This is a genomic window from Perlabentimonas gracilis (assembly GCF_011174675.1).
GTDB lineage: Bacteria > Bacteroidota > Bacteroidia > Bacteroidales > Tenuifilaceae > Perlabentimonas > Perlabentimonas gracilis.
On record NZ_JAANIG010000011.1, the window covers coordinates 40,102 to 63,366 of the forward strand.

Genomic DNA, 23,265 nt, shown 5'->3' on the forward strand with positions numbered 1-23,265 from the left:
CTTGATTTATTGTTGTTTGCAGCACGATTTTTACAGACGTTGCAACGATTTATCTGTGGAATATCAACTGGATAAGCTAACTTTGCGAAACTTTTTAGGTAATTCGAAAAATTTATTGTGGTAAAAGAGCGCGAACCCATTCTTTTTGTCATTAGGCCCTTCGCAGGAATTGGCAATATTAACAAGTTGACTGATAGGATAAACAAATCGCTACATAATAGCCGGTTTGTACCCGAGGTGTTGGTTGTTGATAATGCTTCGGATTTGCAGAAATTGATTGGGACGCATATTGGTAATGGCCACAATAAGGTTTTTGCAGTTGGTGGAAATGCTGCAGTGAATGAGGTTGCTTCGCAGCTGGTGAATACCGAGGCCACGCTTGGAATAGTACCTGTGGGTTCGGGGAATGGTTTGGCAAGGCATTTACGCATTCCCTCCGATATAGCTAAGGCGGTGAGGATTGTTCATCGCCAAAAGATTGCTATGATTGATTATGGCCTTGCCAATGGAATGCCATTCTTCTGCAATGCAGGCCTTGGCTTCGATGCCGATGTGGCGGTGAGATTCAGCAAGCTTACCAACCGAAACTTTTGGAGTTATGCTCAGGCTTCCCTATCCGAGTTCACCAAGGCTAAGCCTAAACTTTTCCGCATCCATGATAATGGCCATACCATACTTAAGGAGGCCTTCTCAATATCCATAGCCAATGCATCACAGTTTGGGCACTATGCATACATTGCCCCCGATGCCGACACAGCCGATGGGTTGCTTGACGTAACTGTTGTGTCGCCGTTACCCAAATTTTTTGCTCCGAGCATTGGGGCTAAACTCTTTAATGGCACCCTTGGAAAGAGTAAGTACGTTGAGATGTTTAGAGTTAGGCACTTGGTGATTGAAAGGGAGGATGCATCAGGCTTTCTTCATGTCGACGGAATACCAATATCCACAGGGGGTACAGTAGAGTTTAATCTCCGTTCACTTGGCCTCAAGGTATACGTGCCTTAGCGGTTTACTTGTTTTTTTATCTGCTCAACCACATTCAATACCACTGGGCAAACCTCAATGTTCTTCAGGGTGATATTAAATATCTGTTGCATTTTTCGCCTATCGGTATGTGGATACTCCCTACACGCATTGGGCCTGTGCTCGTATACCTCGCAGTAATTGTCGGTTTGTAAAAACGGGCAGGGTGCGCTGGTGAAAACGTAATCGCCGTCCGAGTCGATGGTTAGGTACTTTTCCACCACAGCCGATGGTTTTATGCCCAACCCCTTGGCCAGTCGATCCACATCCCTGTTGGTGATAATTGGGCTAATGGTTTTGCAGCAGTTGGCGCATGTAAGGCAATTGAATTGTTCGAATGCCTCGTGATGCGCGGTGTTGAAGAGTGAATCGATTTTTTCGGAGGGTAACTTTTTTAGTCGTTTAAAAAGTAGCTTGTTCTCCTGTTTCTTCGAGGAGGAGAACTCCTTTATCCTATCGAGCGATACAAATTCGAGACTATCCACGGGTGAGTGCTCTTTTGAACATCCCTTTCCTCATTTGCGATAGGAATAACCCCATGATAACAACGAATATTCCAACCATTTTGAGCAAGGTAAGGCTCTCGCCCAGTAGAAAAAATGCAAATATTGCCGTTAGGGCTGGGATGGCATTGGTAAATATGTTTGCCTTAGTTATTCCCAGGTGCTTAATGGCATAGGTGAAGAATATAAATGCAAAGCTTGAGGCAAATATCCCCAGGTTAAGCAGAGGAATTATTACATCCCAAGTGGGGGTAACCTGAATAAACTCTTTGTAATCGAGAACAAAGAATAGGGGCAAGAAGAAAACAATGCCAAAGAGGTTTTGGTAGGCCACAATGGAGAGTGAGTTGTACTGGTCGGTTAGCTTTTTTATTATCAACGCATACCCCAATGCCGATATTACTGCCAGTGCAAGGAATCCAATGCCAATGGGATTTACTCCCGACATGTCGAACCCTTCATGGAATATAACCAAGGCAACGCCAACTATCGAAACCACAATGCCTAAAAAGTTCATCATGGTGATACGTTCCTTCAGATAGTAGTAGGCGCCTATGGGGCTAAACAGCGGTATGGTGGCTATTATAACAGCCGCCAAGGTTGAGGGCGTTAGGCTTACCCCGTAGCTCTCGCCCAGAAAGTACAGGAAAGGCGACAGGAAGCTAAGCAGCACAAAGCTTTTAATATCTTTCTTTTTAATCCTATCGAGTTTTCCTATTGAAGCGGTGACAATAAAAAGCAGTATGCTTGATATGATTAGCCGCATAATTACTAACGAAACGGGCTTGTAAAGCACCAAAACCTCTTTATACCAGATAAAGGAAAGCGCCCAGAAAAACATGGCGAAAAAGGCGCTCAGGTATACCGATATCAACTTTTTTGTCATTGAAGTGTTGAACTGAATTTGTACAGATTTTAGACTGGCAAAAGTAAAAAGGTTTGAGGTAAGTAAAGCCTATTGTTTAAAATTTCTTAAAGCATCAATAAAAATCGCTTTCAGAGAGCTGGTTGCCACTTAATTTTGATAATTTTACAGATGCAAAACTACTAGTATGGAGGAATTAGTAAGGTTACGTCATGAACTTCACAGAAATCCTGAACTGTCAGGTGAGGAAAGGGCTACGGGCAAACGTGTTAGGTTTTATCTGAACAAGTATAGACCCGATGAGCTGTTTACCGGAATAGCTGGTGAGGGTATGGCTGCCGTTTATAATGGCCAGGAACCAGGGCCAACAATCCTCTTTCGATGCGATATGGACGCCCTCCCCATCAACGAAGCTGTAAAGCGTCATCATATGTCAACAGTTCAAGGTGTTGCCCACGTATGTGGGCACGATGGCCATATGGCCATTGTGTCTGGTCTTGCAGCCAAAATTAAGCATAACCCAATAAAGCAGGGTAGAGTAATTCTTTTCTATCAACCCTCGGAGGAGAATGGTTTGGGGGCGCGTAGGTCAATAGATAGGCTCAAGGAGCTTAACTTATACCCCCATTACGCATTTGCCATTCACAATATGCCCAAGTACCCATTGGGGAATGTAATTATTGCCAAGGATACATTTGCTGCCGCCTCCAAAGGGTTAATCGTTAAGCTGATTGGAAAAAACTCCCATGCTGCATACCCCGAGAAGGGTGTAAACCCAGCGCTAGCCATTGCTAAAATTACCCAAGAACTTTGCGAATTAACCTCCAAAAACAAGTTCAATCGGTTTGTTATGCTCACCGTTATCCACATCCGGTTGGGCGATGTGGCTTTCGGTACATCACCGGGCTATGGCGAGATCATGGTCACCTTGCGTTCTTTCGATAATGACGATATGGTAAAGCTGTCCGAGTTGGCCATTTCCATTGCGCGCAGCATAGGTGTTGAGCATGGCCTTGCTGTTGAAACATCCATTGCTGACGATTATCCTGCCGCCATTGGCGATGCCACGCTTTCCGATTTAGTAAAAGATATTGCAACCACTCAGGGTAGGCCTGTGGTCACTCTAGAAGAGCCCAATAGGTGGTCCGAGGATTTTGCCAACTTCACACAGCATGGGCCAGCGTTACTCTTTGGACTAGGGGTAGGTGAGGATGTTCCCGACCTGCATAGCCCCGAGTACGATTTCCCCGACGAAGCCATTGAGCTAGGGGTTGACCTGTTGGATTCAGTGGTAACCCGAATGCTGAGAGAATAGTTACAAAATCGACCTAGAAAGTGAGGCTGAAACAATTCCTGTGTCGGTCTCCTTCCCTGATATTCCTTATCAACCTGCATTTCCTTATATAGAAAAGTCGTGAAGAGCCAGCTGAACAGTATGAACTTATCGTTGTATGTTTGCTGTGCATAAGGTTTAGTTTTCAACCTAATTTTAGTACTTTTGTGGCTTAAAATATTTTACCATAACATATTTAACCCAGCAACAGACATGAAAAGAGTTAAGCTTTGGGACAAAGAGTTTGAGATTAGCTACCCCGCTAGCGAGATTAAAAAGGATATAGAAACAATGGCTGCGGCCATCAATACTGACCTTAAAAGCGAGGAGAAGCCTCTTTTCATTAGTGTACTCAATGGATCGTTTATTTTCACTGCCGATTTTATTAGGCTTATTGAGTTCCCATGCGAGATTTCTTTTGTAAAGTTAGCTTCGTACGAGGGTACTCAAACCTCAGGCACAGTTAACCAGCTTATCGGCTTAACCGAGGATATTGAGAACCGAACTGTTGTTATTCTTGAAGATATAGTAGACACAGGAATTACGCTAGGGAAGCTGGTTGAAAGCCTTGCTGCTCATAAACCCAAGGCCATAAAGATTGCTACCTTGCTGTATAAGCCCGAGTCGTACAAGGGAAAGCTGAAAATTGACTATATTGGGAAATCAATACCTAACGAGTTTATTGTTGGTTATGGATTGGATTACGACGGTTTAGGTCGGAACCTAGCCGATATATACACCCTGGTATAGGCCTAGCCTATGCTGTAAACCTAATCAACCATGCTTAACATTGTGCTATTTGGCCCTCCCGGTGCAGGCAAGGGCACCCAGTCGCAAATCGTGATGAACAGGTACAATCTTATGCACTTGTCCACAGGCGATATTTTGCGCAATGCCATGGATAGGAAAACCCCAAGAGGCATTCAGGCAAAGAAGTATATGAGTCGTGGCGAGCTTGTTCCCGATGAGCTAGTGATTGGAATAATTGGCCGCCGGCTCGATGAGTATCTCAATAAAACCAATGGTTTTATTTTCGATGGATTTCCTCGCACCACATTACAAGCCAAGGAGTTTGATATAATTCTTGCCCAGAAGCAGATATCAATAACCCTAATGATTGAGCTTGAGGTGGATCATGACGAGCTTATATCCCGGCTTATGAAAAGAGGACAGCTTTGTGGCCGCTCCGACGATCAGGATATCGATGTCATCAATAACAGAATAAATATTTACAACCAGTCAACACGCCCCCTTATGGAGTACTACAAGGCCCAAGGCAAGTATGTTGGGATTAACGGAATGGGTGACGTTGATGAGATATACCAGCGAATCTGCAGTGTAATTGACAAGGAAATACAGAAATAGCAATCCGTTTGCACCTACCGCAGCTAACCACTTCATAATTGAATTAACACTATGGCATCATCCAATTTTGTAGATTACGTAAAGATTTTTTGTCGCTCGGGTAAGGGTGGTGCCGGAAGTGCACACCTCAGGCGCGAGAAGTTTGAGGCCAAGGGTGGTCCCGATGGAGGCGATGGTGGCCGAGGTGGGCATATATACCTCAAGGGAAATGACCAGCTGTGGACCCTGATACACCTAAAGTATCAGCGGCATATATTTGCTGGACACGGCGAGTCGGGAGGCCGAAGTCGAAGCACTGGCGCCGATGGCAAGGATGTTACCATTGAGGTGCCTCTTGGCACCGTGGCCGTTGATGCCGAAACCGGTGAGCGAATCTGTGAAATTACCGAGCACGATCAGGTCGAAATCCTTGTGAAAGGCGGTCGGGGCGGCTTGGGTAACTGGCACTTCAAATCACCCACTATGCAAACCCCAAGGTTTGCTCAGCCTGGCGAAGATGGCATTGAGGGTGCGGTAGTTTTGGAACTTAAAATTTTGGCCGATGTGGGATTGGTGGGTTTACCCAACGCCGGAAAATCAACCTTACTATCAACCGTAACGGCAGCCAAACCAAAAATTGCCGATTATCCATTTACAACCCTAGTTCCTAACATTGGTATTGTTCCCTACCGCGATCATCGCTCGTTTGTTATTGCCGATATCCCTGGGATAATTGAGGGAGCACACGAGGGAAAAGGGTTGGGTATCCGTTTCCTCAGGCATATTGAGCGCAACTCCATGCTCCTCTTTATGATTCCTGTTGATAGTCCAAATATTAAAGACGAGTTCGATACGCTGGTAAACGAGTTGGCTCAGTTTAACCCCGAGCTGCTCGATAAGCAGAAGGTTCTTGCCATTACCAAGTGCGATATGGCCGATCAGGAGATTAAGTCGGAGGTGGCCAAGGAGCTGCCCGATGTTAAATGCATCTTCATTTCATCGGTTACTGGCGAAGGGATTACCGAGCTAAAGGACTTGCTTTGGGAGGAGCTAAATATGCAGAAGGTTTAACCTCATATTTTCTACTATGATTAGCTGGTTACAACAAGTTGATACAGAATTTTTCCTGTACCTAAACGGTTTGGGGGTTGTCTTTTGGGATCCCATAATGATTTTTTTCTCTGGTAAGTTAACATGGCTTCCATTTTACCTTATTCTGGTTTTCCTAATGTATCGTAGGTTTGGATGGCGGCTGGTGTGGCCTCTTTTGGGTGCTGCGCTAGTGGTTACTCTTGCCGACCAGAGTTCGGTTCACTTGTTTAAAAACGTTTTTGAACGCTTACGCCCTTGCCATGAAGCCTCCCTGCAGGAACTAATTCGCTTACCCACCGGACGGTGCGCTGGTGGCAGGTTTGGTTTTGTGTCATCGCATGCCGCCAACACTTTTGGTGTAGCAGTATTCCTGGCTAACCTCTTCAAAAGAAGATGGTTCACTGCAATGATTATCATATGGGCCGCTGGAGTATCCTACAGCCGCATCTACCTCGGTGTACACTATCCTGGCGATGTGATAGGGGGAGCGTTGCTGGGTGCTGTTTGTGGTTACGCGGTGTGGAATTTGCTTTATGGGCTCGATAAAACCTTTGGTTTGTTAGCCCCGAGAAAGGCTTGAGCCAATCCAATCCTCTAAAATCTAAAGTAGATAAAAGGCTGTAAATCGGCCGTTTTGAACTGGAAGATTACCAAAGCCACCAGCAGCGTGATGATAAGCTTTAGCCATAGGGGTGTGTTGATGAATGCTCCACGGTAGTGCTCTTTCCAGCTAACGGGTAGCCAGTGTATGGCCAACGCAATTCCTGCCAGACCAATTACCGGGAGGTAGCTCCCTACAATTGCCCCAAACGATTGCCACCCAAATCGGGTACCCATCTGTATTAGCATCTCCCATGCTTTTGATAGCGATTCGGCTCTGAAGAATACCCACGAAAGGCACACCACATGGAAAGTAATTACTGCCGATACTGCACGTTTCCAAAGGGGCGACGGCCCATTTGCCGAAGGGAAAAAACCTGTCCAAACCTTATGGATGGCCAGAGAAATGCCATGAATACCGCCCCAAATTACAAAACGGATATTTGCACCGTGCCATAGGCCACCCAGCAGCATCGTTACAAGTAGGTTTGCGTAGGTGCGAGTGGTTCCCTTTCGGTTGCCTCCAAGCGGAATGTATAGGTAATCGCGTAGCCACGACGAGAGCGAGATATGCCATCGATGCCAAAAGTCGGTGATGTTTACCGCCTTGTAGGGCGAGTTGAAGTTGATGGGTAGCCTAAACCCCAACAGCAGGGCTACCCCAATGGCCATATCGGTATATCCCGAAAAATCACAATAAATTTGAACCGAATAGCCATAGGTGGCCAGCAGGTTTTCAAAGCCCGAGTAGCTTAGCGGGCTAGCAAAAATTCTGTCTACAAAATTTATCGATATGTAGTCCGATATCACCACCTTTTTAATCATCCCATTAAGGATGAGGAATAATGCGTAGCCAAATTCCCTTTGTGTAAGGCTATACTTTTTGTAAAGCTGGGGAATAAATTCTGCAGCTCTAACAATTGGCCCAGCCACGAGCTGTGGAAAGAATGAGACGTAAAACCCAAAGTCGACAATGTTATTAACAGGATCAACCTTTCCCCTGAAAATATCAACCGTGTAGCTTATGGTTTGGAAGGTGAAAAATGAAATGCCAACGGGCAGCACTATGGCGGCAACATCGAGTGAGGTGCCAAAAAATTTATTGGACCAGTGCGATAAGAAGTTGAAGGGCTGAAGATCTGTGCCTGCCAAGCTGTTCACCGAATCGGTGAAAAAGTAGCTGTACTTGAAGAACGAAAGCACAGCGAGGTTAATAAACACGCTAATGGCTAGTAACCCCTTGCGTTTCCAATGGGTTTTCGATGAGTGAATAAGACGGCCCAAGGTGTAGTCGCAAACGGTAGAAAATATCAAAAGAATAAAGAACAGACCGCTGGACTTGAAGTAGAAGAATAGGCTAAAGGCCAGTAGGTATAGGCTGCGGAGGTATCGGGTTTTGTACACCAGCGAGTACCCCAAAAGCAGAATGGCAAAGAACAGCCAAAACCCACCCTCGGTAAAAATTAGGGGGCGACCCTCGTTGTAGGTCAAAAACTGCCTTATGTACTCCCCAGTACTACTCATTTATTGATAGCTGCTTTTGATCAATTAGTATTGGATTGCCATTGTCGAGCTTAGTGAGGGCTTCGAAAAGTAATGCCCCCTTAAGCCGGTAACCCTTCCGGTTGAGGTGGAGCATATCGGGGGCGCAAAGCCCCTTTTCGGCCCAATACTCAATGCTTCCAGCCCCGCCCATCACCTCGAAAAAATCCCACACTCCGCACCCCTCAGCTTGTGCTACCTCTCTAATAACCCTTTGTGCCACTTCTATTGACTCGTTCTGTTGGATTCTATTAATCAAGTGATCGCCTGGGGTTGTTAGTATAAGCATGCTGTTTGGACTGGCTGATTTTAATTTAGTAATTAGTTTTTTAAGATTTTCTCTAAATGTATTTGCACAAAAGGCCGGGTTGTATGCATCGTTTGTGCCCAGTGAAACTATTGTAATGGCCGGGGCTAATTCGCTTACCTGACTGGCAAATAGGTTTGAGCGGAGGAACGTGCCAATGGATGCTCCATTTACCCCTGCGGCATGGTAAAGCAATTTGGAGCTGGAATTTACTAGTTCAACCCCATGCAGGCTTAATGCACCAGTCGACTGTTTACCTATGCTATTACCTATGGTAACCGAGTTAGTTGGTGACGCAAGTTGGTAGGTCGCGCTATGCAAATCGCGGTGAACCAGCATTCCACCGTCTCTTACATACGGAAATGTGTTTGCGTCCTCCGAATCGAAAAAAATGCGAACCCGATCAAAGTGTTGCGAGTAATTCACGTTGCTATTTAACCTAATGGAAAACTCGCTTCCCCAATTGGCCGATTGCGCAGTTACCCCAAAAATGCCCACCTCAGGGCTATTGATAATCCTTTTCCAGCTACCCTTCCATGTTACGGTAAAGTCGTCGGGGTTATTGGAGCCAACTATTTGATGCGGGAAGGTTACTCCTCTGGCGCAATTATCGTCGTTAAGCCATGATGCAAGCAACCTGCGGGTTTCACCAGTAAAAACATCGGCCTGCACGTGCGAATCGCCAATATGCAGGATGGTTAGCGGTTTGCTTCGGCTTTGGGATGCCTCTACCAGCTGAGAGAATTTGTTGGGGAAATAGTTTGCAGACGAGTGACTAATTACATTAGCCTCAAAGTTTATAAACCACAGGGGTTCATTGGTATGCATTCGTTGAGTAATAAGTGATATTTTTTTAGGCGTAAGGGTAAGAACCAACATCACCACTAGGGCTGTTGAAGCAACAATCCATTTATTATTAGGTAATATTCTAGTGAAGTTGGTCATCTCTGAAGTTACTTTAAAAGCCTAAATTGCTTAATGTAAATATCAAAATAACATTATAATGCACATACAATTAATTATTAATGTTCTTTAGTTCATATTCTCTAAACGATTCCATTAAAGCTGAGTAGAACATCTCGGCTATCAGGTTTGAGCCCCTAAGGGTAAAGTGTACAAAATCTTTGGAAGCTAATGCCGGGGTAGCAAATGCCCAAGCGGGCATAGAGTTCCTCCCGCCCATGGCCTCAAAGCAATCCCAGAATGCAGCCCCAGCTCTGAATGCTGCATCCCTTTGTGCGTCCCTTATTTTTTCGACATTTGGATACGAAACGTATTGTCCTCCATCGCGCATTGCCATATCGGATACGCCTATAAGAAGTACCGAAGCGTTGGGCAACGCCCTTTTTATTGCACGTATCTGTTGGTACATCTGGTTCTCGTAGTAGCTGTAGCTCTCAACAATATGTGGCACAACGTTAACCCCAAACTGAAGTATTATCAGCTTAGGGTTCACCTGCTGAAACGCTGTTTTAAGCGAGTACTCATCGGCACGAGTAAAGTCAGTGCCTGAGCTCCCCCTAATGGCAATGTTGTCGACTATGACTCCCGTAGGCGATTCAAGTGAAATGCCGTAAATGTGTGGGCTTTCGTCTCCCTTAAATTCGATTTGAAAATAATTTTCGGATCGAGGAATACTCCATTCAACCTGTTTCATTCCCTTTGCAGGGGCAAACATCTCTCCATCTTGAGTATTGCCCCCGTAGCTAACTGAAACCATGAAGGGTTCTGCGGCCTGTCCGTAAAACACCTTGCATTTAGTGAAGTTTCTTGGGCTTGAGGTGTGGCGTCCTCGGCGTTCGAACTTAATCCAAGCCTCGTTAAATCCTCCTTTGGTGTTTCTTCTGCCCTTCGTAAATTCAGAGTATCCGCCTAAAAGCCCAAAGCGATGCTCCACCCCACCACGCCCCAGGTCGGCCAGTAGTACCTGTCGCCAGTTGCTCGATGTGGACTGATAAACCGCTCCCGGCTGATAGCTATGAGGGACGGCATGCAGAAGCCCCACCCCGCTGCCTCCAAAGCGAGATTGTAGCCGAAGCCTAAGGAATGAGGTTATGCGGTCGCCCTCAATTTGTGAGTCGCCGTAGTGCATCACCCTAACCTGGTGGTTTTTGGTTTTGCCACTTGCTAAGGCGTTAAAGAAAGTACCTAGGGCATCCAGTGTTGAGTCGGGGTATTGGATGGGAACAAGCCTGCTTTTTAGAATGTCAACAGTGATGCTTGTGGAAGCAGCTGTGCTAGCTCCCTTTAATGTGTCGCTATGATCGTTGCTTACGGTGTCGGCCAATTCAAATATATCAACATCTTGCCAAATAAATGTGGTGTCAATACTGGTTTCTCGCGTAATGCTGTCGAGGAATGATTCGAGTAGTGCCAGCTCGGGATGTAGCTGAAAGCTGGATTTGTGCGAAGCTGAATCGAAACCCAAAAGCTGCACTGCCGTTGGGTAACGAAGGGTAAGGGAACCAATGCGAATACCTCCCCTAGGCATCAGTATGCTAAACGCAGCAAGAACTGCGAGAAGGATTGTGATGATAAGGAAAAGCTTTGATGGCTTAACCATAAAGGTTCATTGGTTTCTTCGGGGTTATTTTCGATTTAAATATACAATTTTTGAAATACTTAACACCAAAAACCCCCGAAAACCCCTTGGCTTTATCCCTTAGGTTTTATTTTGATGGTTTGCCCCGGAACCAATCGATCCGTTGAAAGGTTGTTTATTTTCTTAAGGTCGGCGGTGCTAACACCGGGGTATTGTCTTGCAATATCCCAAAGGGTATCGCCACGTTGAACCCTATGGTAAATGAAGTTTGGATCTGCTCCTTCGGGGGTACTCACTTGGCTAGCACGTTGTGCGGGAACATAAATAGTGAGATTTTGCCCAACACGAATTAGGCTACCTCTAATGTTATTCCATCCTCGTAGTTGCGAAACGCTTACCCCATGGCGCTCAGCAATAGTGCCCAGTACATCACCATCCTTCACTCTGTAAGTTATCCGCTGGCTACCCGATGGTACATTGTGTTGGTATGACGCTGTATACCTGCTTGGGCTAACCACATTGTTGGGGTTAAAGTATACAGAGTCTTTATATGCAAAGATTTCCTCCTGCCTATCAATAAATGGGCCTACAGCTTCAAACGGCAACTTGAGCGACAGCTGTTTTTGATTTGCAGGTATAATATCCACCTTGTACTGTGGGTTTAAGTCGCGAAGCGTTTTTAGCGGAATTCCAAGAACGTGCGAAACCTGCTCGAGATGAAGCATTCCCGATACCATTACCGTATCGATTGTGGGTGGTAGCGTCATTGGTACTGGTCTTATGTTGTGCTCACGGTGATAGTGAAATGCGTAGGTTGCTGCAATAAATGCTGGCACATAGCCTCGGGTTTCTCTGGGTAGGTAGTAGTATATATCCCAGTAGTTGCGCTTGCCACCAGCCCTGCGGATGGCCTTGTTCACATTGCCCGGGCCGCAGTTGTATGCTGCAATAACCAGGGTCCAGTCGCCATAAATGGCGTAAAGATCTTTGAGGAAGCGAGCAGCAGCATGGCTCGAGGCAATGGGATCGCGCCTTTCATCAATGTATGAGTTTATGGTGAGGTTGTACATTCGGCCAGTGCCGTACATGAATTGCCATATACCGGTTGCGCCAACTCTCGATACTGCTCTTGGGTTCAGCGCCGACTCCACCACGGGAAGAATGCGTAGCTCAATGGGAACCTGATGTAAATCTAGTATTTCCTCAAAAATGGGCATATAAAATTCGGCCAAGCCAAGCATCACTTGTACCCTGTCGCGTTGACGGTTGGTGTAAACGTTTATATAATTGCGGACTATGCTGTTGTAGGGTAGGTCGAATATTGAGTTGATATCAGCCAAACGCTTAATGTAAACCGAATCGGGTAGGAGAGACGAGTCGTAGGCAAGATCCTCGGGTTCGATTACCGAAAGCATATTGGCTGAATCTTGCCCTACCTGAACGTACCATAGATTCAGCAGGCTGTCGAGGTTGGTACTAAAGTGCGATATCAACCCGAGCCCTTCCATTGTAGAGTCTCTTAGTACCGGGATGGTATCGCGTGTTGCAAATGATTTTGATGAAAACATTGCTATACCTGCGGCTATTGCTAGCACCAACGAAATTCGCTTCATATTGTTTTAGAAATTAAAGTTTAAACGTAAGCCTAAAGTTAGGTTTTGGTTTGCGGTGTTGGCCATTGGATTGCTAAAAATGAGTGGCTCAAAGTTAAACGCGAGGTCGTCGCTAATATCCCAGTCGAAAAAATGGGCATCAACATATGCGTCAACAATGTTTAGCAAGTAAAAGCCAGCCATACCAATAATGGCCAGGTCGCGATTACGCCTATAACCATTCCGGAGGTAGATAAGATCCGATTCCGATCGGATTTGACCAAACTCGTTGTTGGGGTACTCCAGCAGAGCGGTTCCAAATCGTTTGTAGCCCCGTTGGTTAAAGTCTATAACGTAGTAAATAGATGCAATACTACCAAACACAAAGGGCAGTTTCCATGGCTTTTGGTTATACACCTGCCCCATACCAGGTAGTAGTGCAGATAAAACGGAGGCTGTTAGGGGTGAGTGCTTCTCCTTATTGCGAACAATAAGCGCATCGGCAACACTGGCAATATAGAAAGTACCTGCTCCTGCATAGAATAGGTTGCGCTGAATTCGATACTGAGTCCATTGCTCCTCGAATCGATACTTTTCCAGTGGGCTATAGTAGGTTTGGTTATACTTGTTAAGCGTGGCGTGGTACTTATCGTTTGCTTGCAAACCCATGTATACCATAGAGCCCATACCGGCGTAAAAAATCGGAATTTTCCAATACTGTCGGTTGATTATTTGTCCCGAACCGGGCACAACCTGTGATGCTAGCCATACCTTTGCCGATGATATTGAGTCGAGTTTACTTGGCTCTGCAGCATACCCTGAGGTAGTATGAAAAAATAAAAGCAGGGCGATCATTAAATGATGCCCCAGTTTTATAAAAATTCTCTCGATGTGAAAAAATCCTCTCAATGGCCAAGATGTTTCTGTGGTGTGAACGCAGAACGGTGCCGATTTATTACTCGCCGAAACGATTAAATCTCTCCATTAGCTCTCCAAGTTCGCCGGGAGTGCGGTAGTTAATCACAATTTTTCCGCTTCCCTTTTTCCCGGGTTTAACCTCTACGCCCCAGCCAAACACATCCTGAAGTTTCTTCTGAAAATTGTCAAGTTCTTCGGGAATAGCGGGTTTTTCCTCAGTTGGTTTATCCTCTTTGGGCCTTGGTTGTGATGGTTCGGCAATGGTCTTGGCTAGCTCTTCGGCTTTGCGAACCGATAGATCCTCCTCAAGTATCATTTGGAAGATGCCAAGCTGGTGCTCCTTGCTCTCGAGCGAAATTAGTGCTCGCGCATGTCCCATGCTGAGTTTTCTGTCTCTTAGTCCAAGCTGAATTTCGGCTGGGAGTTTTAACAGTCGTAGGTAGTTAGTAACGGTGGCGCGTTTCTTACCCACCCTTTCCGACAGGTTGTCGTGGGTAAGCTTACACTCATCAATTAGTCGTTGGTAGCTAATGGCAACCTCTATGGCATCTAAGTCTTCGCGTTGGATATTTTCAACCAGAGCCATTTCAAGCATCCCCTGATCGTTGGCAGTGCGTATAAATGCTGGCACTGTTTTTAATCCAGCTAGCTTCGATGCACGCAGCCTACGCTCTCCCGATATAAGTTGGTAGCCTCCGTCGAGCTGCCTTACGGTAAGTGGCTGAATTATGCCTAGCTCTTTAATCGAGTCGGATAGCTCCTGAAGAGCCTCCTTGTCAAACGATGTTCGGGGTTGAAAAGGATTCGCCTCAATTTTGTTGATATCAATCTCTTGAACAAGATCGTTACTTTTCGATTCTTCCCTTACCTCTGTACGTTGCTTGGGCGACTCGGCATCCTCAATAAGTGCTCCCAGTCCGCGTCCTAATGCCTGTTTCTTAACCATTGTTTAATATCTATATCTCACTCAAAGGTGACTGTGAAGTTTTAGTTGTTACTGTTTGTGTCGGCTACCTCGGCCACCTCGTTTTTTTGGATTAACTCGCGGGCGAGGTTAAGGTAGTTAGTCGATCCGGATGAGGCGGCATCGTATAGTATTACGGGCTTGCCGTAGCTTGGAGCTTCACTAAGCTTGATATTTCGCTGTATAATGGTCTCGAATACCATTTGCTGGAAGTGCTTTTTAACCTCGTCAACCACTTGGTTCGATAGGCGAAGGCGTGCATCGTACATGGTGAGCAGGAAGCCTTCAATTTTAAGCTCAGGGTTCAACCGGGTTTGGATTATCTTGATGGTGTTGAGTAGCTTGCCAAGCCCTTCGAGCGCAAAGTATTCGCACTGTACAGGTATAATCACCGAGTCGGCAGCTGTAAGCGCATTAACGGTGATAAGTCCTAGCGAGGGCGAGCAGTCAATCAGGATGAAATCGTAGTTGTCCTTTAGCTTTTCGATAACCGATTTTAGCATTTGCTCACGGTTGGGCATGTTAAGCATTTCTATCTCAGCACCTACTAGGTCGATATGGGAAGGGATTAGGTCGAGCCCCTCAATCTCACTTTTCAGTATGGTTTCGTTTGGGTTAACTTCATCCACAAGGCATTCGTAAATGCTGTTTTCAACATTGCGTAAATCGAACCCTGTCCCCGAGGTGGCGTTGGCCTGTGGGTCAGCATCAATAAGCAGTACCTTCTTCTCCAGAACGGCCAAGCTGGCTGCAAGATTTATTGCGGTTGTGGTTTTGCCCACTCCGCCCTTTTGGTTTGCTAGCGCTATTACTTTTCCCATAACGTAAAGAGTTTATTTCTAATGATTTTTTAAAGATGCAAAGTTATCCGATGCGTTAAAATGCAGGCAATTTTAAGGGCTACTAATATAAACATTGCCGCCGAACTTACCAACACGTTATTAACATTTTGCCCGTTTGCCCGTTTGCAAAAGTAGCTAATCTTTTGAAAAAAAGGTGGGTGGTTCGGTGAGCCTTTAGATAATGACTTTAATTATGCATATTTTAGCTGAAATTTTTAAAGCATAGTGAAGGATTGGTTTGTTATAGTTAACCCTGTTGCAGGATCGGGTAGGGGTGCGCGCGATTGGCCCCAGATTAAGCGTTTGCTTGAAAAGCATTCGATAGACTTTGACTATAGGATTACTGAGCGAAAGCACCATGCTGTTGAACTAACGGTTGCAGCAGTCAAGGCTGGTTGTAGAAAGTTTATTTGCGTGGGTGGAGATGGCACCCATAACGAGATTGTTAATGGCGTCTTCATTCAGCAAGAGGTCTCCACGCAGGATATAACCATAGGGGTTGTTGCGGTGGGTACCGGGAATGATTGGGCAAAGTCTTTTAGTGTGCCCAGTGACTATACCAGCTGTATTAAGGCGATAAGTAAGGGGGTTACCTTTGTGCAGGATGTGGGAAGGGTTGAGTATTTCGAGGCTCGTGTTAAGCAGATGAGGTACTTCGCCAATGCTGCTGGAGCAGGGTTCGATGCCGATGTGGCTCATTCAACTAACAAGTTGAAGGAGGATGGGAGGCGAGGCCGCATGCTATACCTTATAAGCATTATAAAAACGTTAATGGTTTTTAGGTCGTCGGTTGCTAGGGTAACAATTGATGAAGCCGAGCACAGTGGTGAGTTTTTTAGCATTACCCTGGGTGTGGGGAAGTACAATGGCGGTGGAATGATGCAGATGCCCAATGCGGTGCCAAACGATGGCCTTTTTGATGTTACCCTTGTGCATAGGGTTAGTCGTTTTAATGTTATTCGGAATATTTTTAAACTATACAATGGGAAGATTCTGGAGCACTCCAAGATTTTTGGCTATACGGCCACGAGGGTGAAAATTTCTTCCAAGCCCCACTTCAACCTTGAGGTTGATGGCGAATCGCTGGGAACATCACCATTCGTTTTTACGTCAATTCCCAGTGCAGTTAGGGTTGTTGTCGGGGCCGATTTTTCAAAATCCATTGCTGCAAGAATGGAAATTTATGGCTAGGGAGTCTGAGCTACATCGGGTCAACGTCGGGGAGAACAAAGAGACCTCTAAAAGGCTGATATTCTTTTATTCTATCCAGCTCAGCCTGCAGAATTGCCTTTGCCTTAGGTAGGTCGATGTTGCGTTCGAATTTAATTAGAATGTCCTTTATATAGAAGTTTTGAATCCGATTAATGAGCGGATCTTCAGGCCCAAGCACTCGGTTCTTGAAAATCGCCCTTAGGTTTCTTGCCAACTGCTCAGCAGCCACGCCAAGGGTCTTGCTATCGCGGTGCTTCATCGATATCTTTACAAGCCTATAGTAGGGTGGGTATTGGTAGTTATTTCGCTCCACCAGCTGCTGCTTGAAAAGCGACTCAAAATCGTTGTCAATCACTTGCCTGATTACCGGATGTGTAGGGTTCGCAGTTTGAATAATTACCTGCCCTTGCTTATGCCTTCGCCCAGCCCGGCCGCTTACCTGTGCCATTAGCTGGTAACTTCGTTCGTAGGCTCTAAAGTCAGGGAAATTCAGCATATTATCGGCATTGAGTATGCCAACTAAGCTCACCCTGTCAAAGTCGAGCCCCTTGGTAACCATTTGCGTGCCAATAAGGATATCCACTTTGCCACTTTCAAAATCGCCAATAATCCGCTCGTACGAGTTGCGGCTTCGGGTAGAGTCGAGATCCATCCGCTCAATGCTTGCCGAAGGGAAAAATATTGCCAGCTCCTCCTCAATTTTTTCGGTTCCAAAACCCTTGGTGCTTAGCCTGCTGCTTCCACAGGCAAGGCATGATGGTGGGTTTTGCATGGCAAATCCACAGTAATGGCAAACCAGCTGGTTGCTATGCTTATGCAGGGTAAGGCTTACGTTACAATGCTTGCACTGTGGCACCCAGGCGCACTCCTCGCACTCCACAAAGGGCGAGTACCCTCTACGGTTTTGGAAAAGAATTACCTGCTCGTTACGCTCAAGTCGCTCGCCAATGGCATCGAGTAGCTGGGGGGCAAACATCGATTTCATAAGTTTTTTCTTGCGAGCCATAAGGGTGTCTACCACAGTGATTTGGGGTAGGCTAATTCCCTCGAATCGTTCTGTAATGCTCACCAGTCCGTACTTTCCGATCTGCGCATTGTAAAATGTTTCCACCGATGGTGTTGCAGTACCTAGCAGCACCTTGGCGCTAAACAGCTGCGCTAAAACAATGGCAGTATCCCTAGCATGGTAGCGTGGTGCAGGGTTAAACTGCTTGAATGTGTTTTCGTGCTCCTCATCTACAATAATAAGCCCAAGGCGCTTAAAAGGTAGGAATATGGATGACCTCACGCCGATGATAACATCGTATGCTGGCACATCGGGCGAAGTGCCATCGTTGAGCAGGCTTTGGTACACCTCAACGCGCTGGTTATCGCTGAACTTGCTATGGTACACGCCAACTCGGTTGCCAAAAAACCGTTTTAATCGATTGATGATCTGAGCCGTAAGGGCAATCTCGGGGAGTAGGTAAAGCACCTGTTTGCCCTGTGCTATGTGCTCCTTTATCAGCTTTATATAGATTTCAGTTTTTCCGCTGGAGGTTACACCGTGCAGTAGAACAACGTTCGTGTTGGTAAATTCTTTGTTGATATTTTCAAAAGCAGCTGTTTGGGCTTGGCTGAGCAAAAGGCTCTTCATGCTTCCATCGCCCCCCGCGTTTAACCTCGAAACCTCTCGTGTTTCTACCTCAAAAATATCCTTATCAACGAGGGCCTTAAATGCTGCAGCAGATACTTGAGCCTTCTCCATGAGCTCCTTTTTTGCAACTGAACTGCTGAATGTACCTCGGTTAGGGGCAGTAAGCGCGAGGAAAGCCATTAGCAACTTTTGTTGCGACTGGGCTCTTGCAAGTTGCTCGAAGGTTTGGTTTACATCCTCATCAACTTTTAGCCGTGGATGAAGCCTTACAAAGGTTTCGAGTTTGGGTTTAAATGCTGGCTCAATGGATTCGCTTATGCTTAGTATTTTCTTGTCGAGTAACTTTTTGATACCCCCCATGGGTTGCTTGGCATCGGTTTTGGCAGCTAGCTGCTGTATGCTTATGCTCTTGCTATCCTCAAAGGCGCTAAGGATAGATGCTTCCGATTCGTTAAGCATTTCGGAGATTGCAAAATTCTCACCTTGGCTAATCAACGTTTCGCTTTCCAGCTTAAGCCCCGATGGGAGAGCCGCTTTCATCACCTCGCCCAACGTGCACATGTAGTAGGTAGATATCCAACTCCAGAGTTTTAGCTGCTCCTCTTGCACCAGGGGTTCCGAGTCGATAACCTGAACTATGTCCTTGGTTTGGTATGCTTCGGGGGCATTGCTATGCACTCTATGCACAATGGCTGAGTATAACTTCTTTTTGCCAAACTGCACCACAACTCTTACTCCGGGCATTACCTGCTGGGCTAACTCCGGTGGAATGGAGTAGGTGTATAGCTTTGGCAATGCCAAGGGCAGAATTACCTCGGTATATAGTTGGGATGCTGAATTCACAATGGCAAAATTAACCGAAAATTTGGTACAACGAAATTGTGGTAACGTGCAGCAATTTGTGGCTCACGAAATATTTTAAGGTAAATAAGGATGGATAGGGCGTTGAGTTTGGATATTCGCGGTTTGTCGGTTACTTAGCTAATTACTCCGCCAATTATAATAAAGTTCGCAATAGGCAAATGGCAGTTGGAAAGGCAGGCTGATTCAATCAGCCACTTTAGACGCGGACAGGTTTTGCAAACGCTGTCAGGTCTTTTCAACGTTTGGCTAAGGCTCAGCAATCATCCAATCCTGCTCTCGTTATCTCGTCAAATAATGACGAGACCCGAGACAAACTGAGACACAGTCACGGCAAGGAAACGCTGTTCTTGCGAGGCAAGCAACCTGCCTGCCGACGTCAGTCAGGCAGCTTGCCTGCTGGCAAGCAGGGTCACTCAACTTCTCACTATAGACGCTGACAGGTTTTGCAAACGCTGTCAGGTCTTTTCAACCTTTGGCTAAGGCTCAGCAATCATCCAATCCTGCTCTCGTTATCTCGTTAAATAATGACGAGACCCGAGACAGGCAGGCATCCAATCACCCCTTTTCAGTCTATCTAGTCCTGATTCTCATTTTGTTCCTGCAGCAATCGGTAGGCCTCCTCCATCTCGGCATAAAATTCCTCACCGTAGGCTCGGGTTATGGCTCCCTTTAGGAACCTGAAAACAGGAATGCCTTCTTTCTCGCCCAGCTCGCGGGCGGGTTGGCAAATGCTCCACTGGTCGTAGTTAAGCGCCGTAAAGGTGGGGTACTTTTTTACCCGAATGGGGTATAGGTGGCATGAAATGGGTTTGCGGAATTTAACCTTGCCCTCGAGCCAAGCCTTTTCTATGGCACAAAAGGTAATTTCATTCTCCTCAATGGAGTAGGCACACTCCGCGTTGTTGATAAGGGGTGTAACCATATCACCATCTAAATCCCTTATGGTAACACCCTGCTTTTCAATCTCTTTTAGTCCGCTTGGCTTTAGGAATGGTTTTATCTTTTCAATCTCTGCCTTTAGGCTATCAATTTCATCCATCTCCAGCGGTGCACCCGATTCCCCGTGCACGCAGCATGCACCAAGGCATTTGGGTAGATCGCAGCAGAAATGTTTCTCGAAAATATCAAAGCTAAGTAGCTTATCGTCAATTTGAATCATAAACGTTAGGGTAGTAATTAGCCTTGGCAACAGAGTTTTGAGCTAAGATAGCCAAGGCTATATTGTCTATTCGCAAAGAACTTGGCCAGTCATTTCGGCTGGAATAGGCAGCCCCATTATGCTTAGGATGGTTGGGGCCACATCGGCTAGTATGCCATTGCTTACCTTCTTGTACTTATCGGTAACCAGTATCAAGGGAACGGGGTTTAGCGAATGAGCCGTATTTGGCGAACCATCGAGATTAACTGCATTGTCGGCATTGCCGTGGTCGGCAATTATCATTACGGTGTAGCCGTTGGCCTTGGCTGTTTCAACTACTTCGCCAACGCACTGGTCTACTGCTTTAACTGCTTTTTCAATGGCGCTGTATATTCCGGTGTGACCAACCATATCGCCATTGGCAAAGTTTAGGCAAACAAAGTCGGGTTGATTCTCATTCAGATCCTTCACTATGGCATCCTTCACCTCAAAGGCGCTCATCTCGGGTTGTAAATCGTAGGTGGCTACTTTGGGAGATGGAATTAGTATGCGATTTTCGCCAGGAAATTGCTCTTCGCGTCCACCCGAGAAGAAGAATGTAACGTGAGCATATTTTTCGGTTTCGGCAATGCGCAGCTGCTTTAGCCCAGCGTTGGAAACAACCTCACCAATGGTGTTCACCAAGTTATCTTTATCGTAAGCTACCTTAACATTTTTAAATGTGTCGTCGTAGTTGGTCATGGTCACGTAGTGCAGCGGTATGGTTTGCATTCCGTGCTCGGGCATATCTATTTGGGTAAGCGCCATGGTAATTTCCCTAAGCCTATCGGTGCGGAAGTTAAAGCAAATCACCACATCACCCTCGTTGATAGTGCCTACAGGTTTTCCGGCATCATCAACCTTCACTATGGGCTTTATAAATTCATCGGTAACACCTTCGGCGTACGACTCTTCCATTGCCTTAGTAATGCTCTGCACGGGTTTACCTTCGCCTTTGGTTAGCAGGTCGTAGCCAACCTTAACGCGCTCCCATCGCTTGTCGCGATCCATGGTGTAGTAGCGCCCAACCATAGAGGCAATGGTACCATTGCTGTTGGCAAGGTGCTTTTCAAGGTTGCGAACAAATCCTAACCCGCTTTGCGGGTCGGTATCGCGGCCATCGGTTAGAGCGTGGATGAATACTTTGCTGAGCCCTTGATCCTTGGTCATATCGCAAAGTTTGTATAGGTGGGTATCCATAGAGTGAACACCGCCATCGGAAACCAGCCCGAGGAAATGTACGGCCACATTCTTTTCCTTGGCGTAAGCAAGAGCCTCGGTTAATACTGGGTTTTTATCTATTAGCCCTTCCTTTATCTCCTTGTTTATCCTAACCAGATCTTGGTACACAACCCTTCCCGCTCCAATGTTTAGGTGCCCAACCTCGGAGTTTCCCATCTGCCCTTCGGGAAGCCCCACATTCTCGCCGCTGGTTTGCAGCTGCGCATTGGGGTATGTCTCCTGAAGGCGCGTCATATTCTCGGGATGTGTGCTTGCAATAACATCGGTTTTATCGCCCTTGCCAATTCCCCACCCATCGAGGATCATTAGTAGTACTTTGTTGTTTGTCTGCATAATGCTATACTATTATATAATGTGTTTTTCTTGAAAACAGTCCAAGTGCTGTTATGTTGATTTTTGCTTCGCAAAGGTATAGCTTTTAGCCAAATTTTTAGTTTGCCCACACAATGATATAAAATAATGTACGCTAACGAATGAGGTTGTTTTTTTTTGGTAAAACCTTATTTTTGAGGCAATAAAAATCAATAAAAATAGAATTGTTATGAAGATTGTAGTGCTAGGCGCAGGAATGGTAGGTCGAGCAATGGCCTTTGACCTGTCTGCAAAATTTGACGTTACTTCTGTTGATGTTTGCACCGAGAACTTGTCGATGGTTGAACCCTACGGTGTAAAAACTTATAGAGCAGATTTACGCGATAGCGAACAAGTAAAAAGAGTTGTACAAGATTTTGATCTGGTAGTTTGTGCCGTTCCTGGTTTTATGGGCTATAGCACGGTGAGGACATGCATAGAGGCAAAGAAATCGGTGGTTGATATCTCCTTTATGCCCGAGGATTTTATGGAACTAGACCCTTTAGCCAAAGAAGCAGGCGTTACTGTAATTGCCGATTTTGGGGTTGCCCCGGGAATGCCCAATATCATTTTGGGTCATTATAACCAGCTGATGGAGGTGTCTGAGTTTTTCTATATGGTGGGCGGCCTACCTAAGGTGCGGAATTATCCCTATCAGTATAAAGCTCCTTTTTCGCCTGTTGATGTTCTGGAGGAGTATACCCGTCCGGCAAGGTGTATGGAGAACGGCAGGGTGGTTACTAAACCGGCCATGAGCGAAATCGAAATGTACAATTTTCCTCAAGTTGGCGATTTGGAGGGATTCAATACCGATGGGTTACGCTCGCTGCTTAAAACTATGGCTCATATTCCCAATATGAAGGAGAAAACCTTGCGGTATCCGGGGCATATCGATATTGTCAAAATCCTTAGTGCGAGTGGATTTTTCTCTACAGACCCAGTGAGTGTTGATGGAGTTAGCCTCTCGCCAATGGCCATGACCTCAAAAATCCTTTTTGAAAAGTGGAAACTCCAGCCCAACGAACCAGAGATAACCGTTATGCAGGTACTTATTAAAGGGGTTGAAAAGGGAACACCCAAAGTGGTAACCTACAACCTTTACGATGAGTACGACCCTGCAACAGAACAGTGGTCAATGGCTCGTACCACAGGCTACACGGCTACTGCTGGAGTAAATCTTTTGGCCGCGGGCAACTTCCGTGAAGTTGGCGTTTTTGCCCCTGAAATGGTAGGTGCGGCGCCCGGTTGCTTCGACTTTATTTTGGATTATTTAAAGCAGCGTGGGGTGAATTATATTAGCGAGTAGTTTTATACAT

20 protein-coding genes are annotated in these 23,265 nt (G+C 46.0%); 8 read left to right on the top strand and 12 right to left on the bottom strand.

The genetic code is table 11. The features are described from left to right. Window positions 1-117: 117 nt before the first annotated feature. On the top strand, window positions 118-1,005 hold the full coding sequence (locus G8O23_RS17620) for a diacylglycerol/lipid kinase family protein (RefSeq protein ID WP_166363128.1): 888 nt from the start codon (window positions 118-120) through the stop codon (window positions 1,003-1,005). Here the strand turns inward: G8O23_RS17620 and G8O23_RS17415 are convergent. Both G8O23_RS17415 and G8O23_RS06915 read right to left on the bottom strand, forming a co-directional pair. Then, window positions 1,002-1,508: a YkgJ family cysteine cluster protein gene (locus tag G8O23_RS17415; RefSeq protein ID WP_166363130.1), complete on the bottom strand. Its 507-nt coding sequence runs from the start codon at window positions 1,506-1,508 to the stop codon at window positions 1,002-1,004. The two genes, G8O23_RS17620 and G8O23_RS17415, sit on opposite strands and share 4 nt — an antisense overlap. Next, window positions 1,501-2,412, bottom strand: coding sequence for a DMT family transporter (locus G8O23_RS06915; RefSeq protein ID WP_166363132.1), 912 nt, complete (start codon window positions 2,410-2,412; stop codon window positions 1,501-1,503). The genes G8O23_RS17415 and G8O23_RS06915 overlap by 8 nt, the downstream gene beginning before the upstream one ends. 166 nt (window positions 2,413-2,578) lie before the next feature. Here G8O23_RS06915 and G8O23_RS06920 point away from each other — a divergent pair, with 166 nt between their 5' ends. The 5 genes from G8O23_RS06920 to G8O23_RS06940 all read left to right on the top strand — a co-directional run bounded on the left by G8O23_RS06920 (window position 2,579) and on the right by G8O23_RS06940 (window position 6,740). Further along, on the top strand, window positions 2,579-3,706 hold the full coding sequence (locus tag G8O23_RS06920; RefSeq protein WP_166363134.1) for an amidohydrolase: 1,128 nt from the start codon (window positions 2,579-2,581) through the stop codon (window positions 3,704-3,706). Window positions 3,707-3,937: 231 nt separating this feature from the next. After that, window positions 3,938-4,474, top strand: a complete 537-nt coding sequence (gene hpt, locus G8O23_RS06925; RefSeq protein WP_166363136.1) for a hypoxanthine phosphoribosyltransferase — start codon at window positions 3,938-3,940, stop codon at window positions 4,472-4,474. Window positions 4,475-4,504: 30 nt separating this feature from the next. Then, complete coding sequence (locus tag G8O23_RS06930) at window positions 4,505-5,089, top strand: adenylate kinase (protein WP_166363138.1); 585 nt, start codon at window positions 4,505-4,507, stop codon at window positions 5,087-5,089. A gap of 51 nt (window positions 5,090-5,140) precedes the next feature. Continuing rightward, the gene (gene obgE, locus G8O23_RS06935) at window positions 5,141-6,139 is read left to right on the top strand and encodes a GTPase ObgE (protein ID WP_166363140.1); all 999 of its coding nucleotides are present in this window, start codon (window positions 5,141-5,143) and stop codon (window positions 6,137-6,139) included. Window positions 6,140-6,155: 16 nt separating this feature from the next. Then, complete coding sequence (locus tag G8O23_RS06940) at window positions 6,156-6,740, top strand: phosphatase PAP2 family protein (RefSeq protein WP_166363142.1); 585 nt, start codon at window positions 6,156-6,158, stop codon at window positions 6,738-6,740. 14 nt (window positions 6,741-6,754) lie between these two features. Here the strand turns inward: G8O23_RS06940 and G8O23_RS06945 are convergent, their stop codons facing one another. The 7 genes from G8O23_RS06945 to G8O23_RS06975 all read right to left on the bottom strand — a co-directional run bounded on the left by G8O23_RS06945 (window position 6,755) and on the right by G8O23_RS06975 (window position 15,446). After that, window positions 6,755-8,284, bottom strand: a complete 1,530-nt coding sequence (locus G8O23_RS06945; protein ID WP_166363144.1) for an MBOAT family O-acyltransferase — start codon at window positions 8,282-8,284, stop codon at window positions 6,755-6,757. After that, entirely contained in the window at window positions 8,277-9,554 is a 1,278-nt protein-coding gene (locus tag G8O23_RS06950) for a GDSL-type esterase/lipase family protein (protein WP_166363146.1), read from the bottom strand. Before G8O23_RS06950 ends, G8O23_RS06945 begins: the two co-directional genes overlap by 8 nt. Window positions 9,555-9,624: 70 nt before the next feature. After that, entirely contained in the window at window positions 9,625-11,172 is a 1,548-nt protein-coding gene (locus G8O23_RS06955) for a GDSL-type esterase/lipase family protein (protein ID WP_166363148.1), read from the bottom strand. A gap of 92 nt (window positions 11,173-11,264) precedes the next feature. Next, entirely contained in the window at window positions 11,265-12,764 is a 1,500-nt protein-coding gene (locus G8O23_RS06960; RefSeq protein WP_166363150.1) for a lytic transglycosylase domain-containing protein, read from the bottom strand. Window positions 12,765-12,770: 6 nt separating this feature from the next. After that, complete coding sequence (locus G8O23_RS06965; RefSeq protein WP_166363152.1) at window positions 12,771-13,598, bottom strand: DUF5683 domain-containing protein; 828 nt, start codon at window positions 13,596-13,598, stop codon at window positions 12,771-12,773. Between the two features lie 100 nt (window positions 13,599-13,698). Further along, on the bottom strand, window positions 13,699-14,607 hold the full coding sequence (locus G8O23_RS06970; protein WP_166363154.1) for a ParB/RepB/Spo0J family partition protein: 909 nt from the start codon (window positions 14,605-14,607) through the stop codon (window positions 13,699-13,701). Window positions 14,608-14,648: 41 nt separating this feature from the next. Next, a complete protein-coding gene (locus G8O23_RS06975; RefSeq protein ID WP_166363156.1) occupies window positions 14,649-15,446 on the bottom strand; it encodes a ParA family protein in 798 nt (265 codons plus the stop codon). Window positions 15,447-15,692: 246 nt separating this feature from the next. On the opposite strand from G8O23_RS06975, the gene G8O23_RS06980 reads away from it, so the two are divergent. After that, window positions 15,693-16,658: a diacylglycerol/lipid kinase family protein gene (locus G8O23_RS06980; RefSeq protein ID WP_166363158.1), complete on the top strand. Its 966-nt coding sequence runs from the start codon at window positions 15,693-15,695 to the stop codon at window positions 16,656-16,658. Window positions 16,659-16,668: 10 nt separating this feature from the next. Here G8O23_RS06980 and priA read toward each other — a convergent pair whose 3' ends face one another. The 3 genes from priA to gpmI form a co-directional block, all read right to left on the bottom strand. Beyond that, window positions 16,669-19,158: a replication restart helicase PriA gene (gene priA, locus G8O23_RS06985; RefSeq protein WP_317168998.1), complete on the bottom strand. Its 2,490-nt coding sequence runs from the start codon at window positions 19,156-19,158 to the stop codon at window positions 16,669-16,671. Window positions 19,159-19,753: 595 nt separating this feature from the next. After that, complete coding sequence (locus G8O23_RS06990) at window positions 19,754-20,338, bottom strand: DUF3109 family protein (protein WP_166363160.1); 585 nt, start codon at window positions 20,336-20,338, stop codon at window positions 19,754-19,756. A 66-nt stretch (window positions 20,339-20,404) separates the two neighbouring features. Continuing rightward, window positions 20,405-21,931, bottom strand: coding sequence for a 2,3-bisphosphoglycerate-independent phosphoglycerate mutase (gene gpmI / locus G8O23_RS06995; protein ID WP_166363162.1), 1,527 nt, complete (start codon window positions 21,929-21,931; stop codon window positions 20,405-20,407). Window positions 21,932-22,139: 208 nt separating this feature from the next. Between gpmI and G8O23_RS07000 the strand changes: the two genes are divergently transcribed. Next, window positions 22,140-23,255 (top strand): saccharopine dehydrogenase C-terminal domain-containing protein, encoded by a 1,116-nt coding sequence (locus tag G8O23_RS07000; protein ID WP_166363164.1) that lies wholly within the window; start codon window positions 22,140-22,142, stop codon window positions 23,253-23,255. The last annotated feature ends 10 nt before the right edge of the window (window positions 23,256-23,265 follow it).

Excerpts from the sequence above, each read along its gene's own strand:
- G8O23_RS06945 (WP_166363144.1), bottom strand. The coding sequence starts at position 8,284 with ATGAGTAGTACTGGGGAGTACATAAGGCAGTTTTTGACCTACAACGAG.
- G8O23_RS06920 (WP_166363134.1), top strand. The coding sequence starts at position 2,579 with ATGGAGGAATTAGTAAGGTTACGTCATGAACTTCACAGAAATCCTGAA.
- G8O23_RS06940 (WP_166363142.1), top strand. The coding sequence starts at position 6,156 with ATGATTAGCTGGTTACAACAAGTTGATACAGAATTTTTCCTGTACCTA.
- G8O23_RS06955 (WP_166363148.1), bottom strand. The coding sequence starts at position 11,172 with ATGGTTAAGCCATCAAAGCTTTTCCTTATCATCACAATCCTTCTCGCA.
- G8O23_RS07000 (WP_166363164.1), top strand. The coding sequence starts at position 22,140 with ATGAAGATTGTAGTGCTAGGCGCAGGAATGGTAGGTCGAGCAATGGCC.
- G8O23_RS06960 (WP_166363150.1), bottom strand. The coding sequence starts at position 12,764 with ATGAAGCGAATTTCGTTGGTGCTAGCAATAGCCGCAGGTATAGCAATG.
- G8O23_RS06975 (WP_166363156.1), bottom strand. The coding sequence starts at position 15,446 with ATGGGAAAAGTAATAGCGCTAGCAAACCAAAAGGGCGGAGTGGGCAAA.
- G8O23_RS06930 (WP_166363138.1), top strand. The coding sequence starts at position 4,505 with ATGCTTAACATTGTGCTATTTGGCCCTCCCGGTGCAGGCAAGGGCACC.
- hpt (WP_166363136.1), top strand. The coding sequence starts at position 3,938 with ATGAAAAGAGTTAAGCTTTGGGACAAAGAGTTTGAGATTAGCTACCCC.
- G8O23_RS06965 (WP_166363152.1), bottom strand. The coding sequence starts at position 13,598 with ATGATCGCCCTGCTTTTATTTTTTCATACTACCTCAGGGTATGCTGCA.
- G8O23_RS06950 (WP_166363146.1), bottom strand. The coding sequence starts at position 9,554 with ATGACCAACTTCACTAGAATATTACCTAATAATAAATGGATTGTTGCT.
- G8O23_RS06970 (WP_166363154.1), bottom strand. The coding sequence starts at position 14,607 with ATGGTTAAGAAACAGGCATTAGGACGCGGACTGGGAGCACTTATTGAG.
- gpmI (WP_166363162.1), bottom strand. The coding sequence starts at position 21,931 with ATGCAGACAAACAACAAAGTACTACTAATGATCCTCGATGGGTGGGGA.
- G8O23_RS06990 (WP_166363160.1), bottom strand. The coding sequence starts at position 20,338 with ATGATTCAAATTGACGATAAGCTACTTAGCTTTGATATTTTCGAGAAA.
- obgE (WP_166363140.1), top strand. The coding sequence starts at position 5,141 with ATGGCATCATCCAATTTTGTAGATTACGTAAAGATTTTTTGTCGCTCG.
- G8O23_RS06915 (WP_166363132.1), bottom strand. The coding sequence starts at position 2,412 with ATGACAAAAAAGTTGATATCGGTATACCTGAGCGCCTTTTTCGCCATG.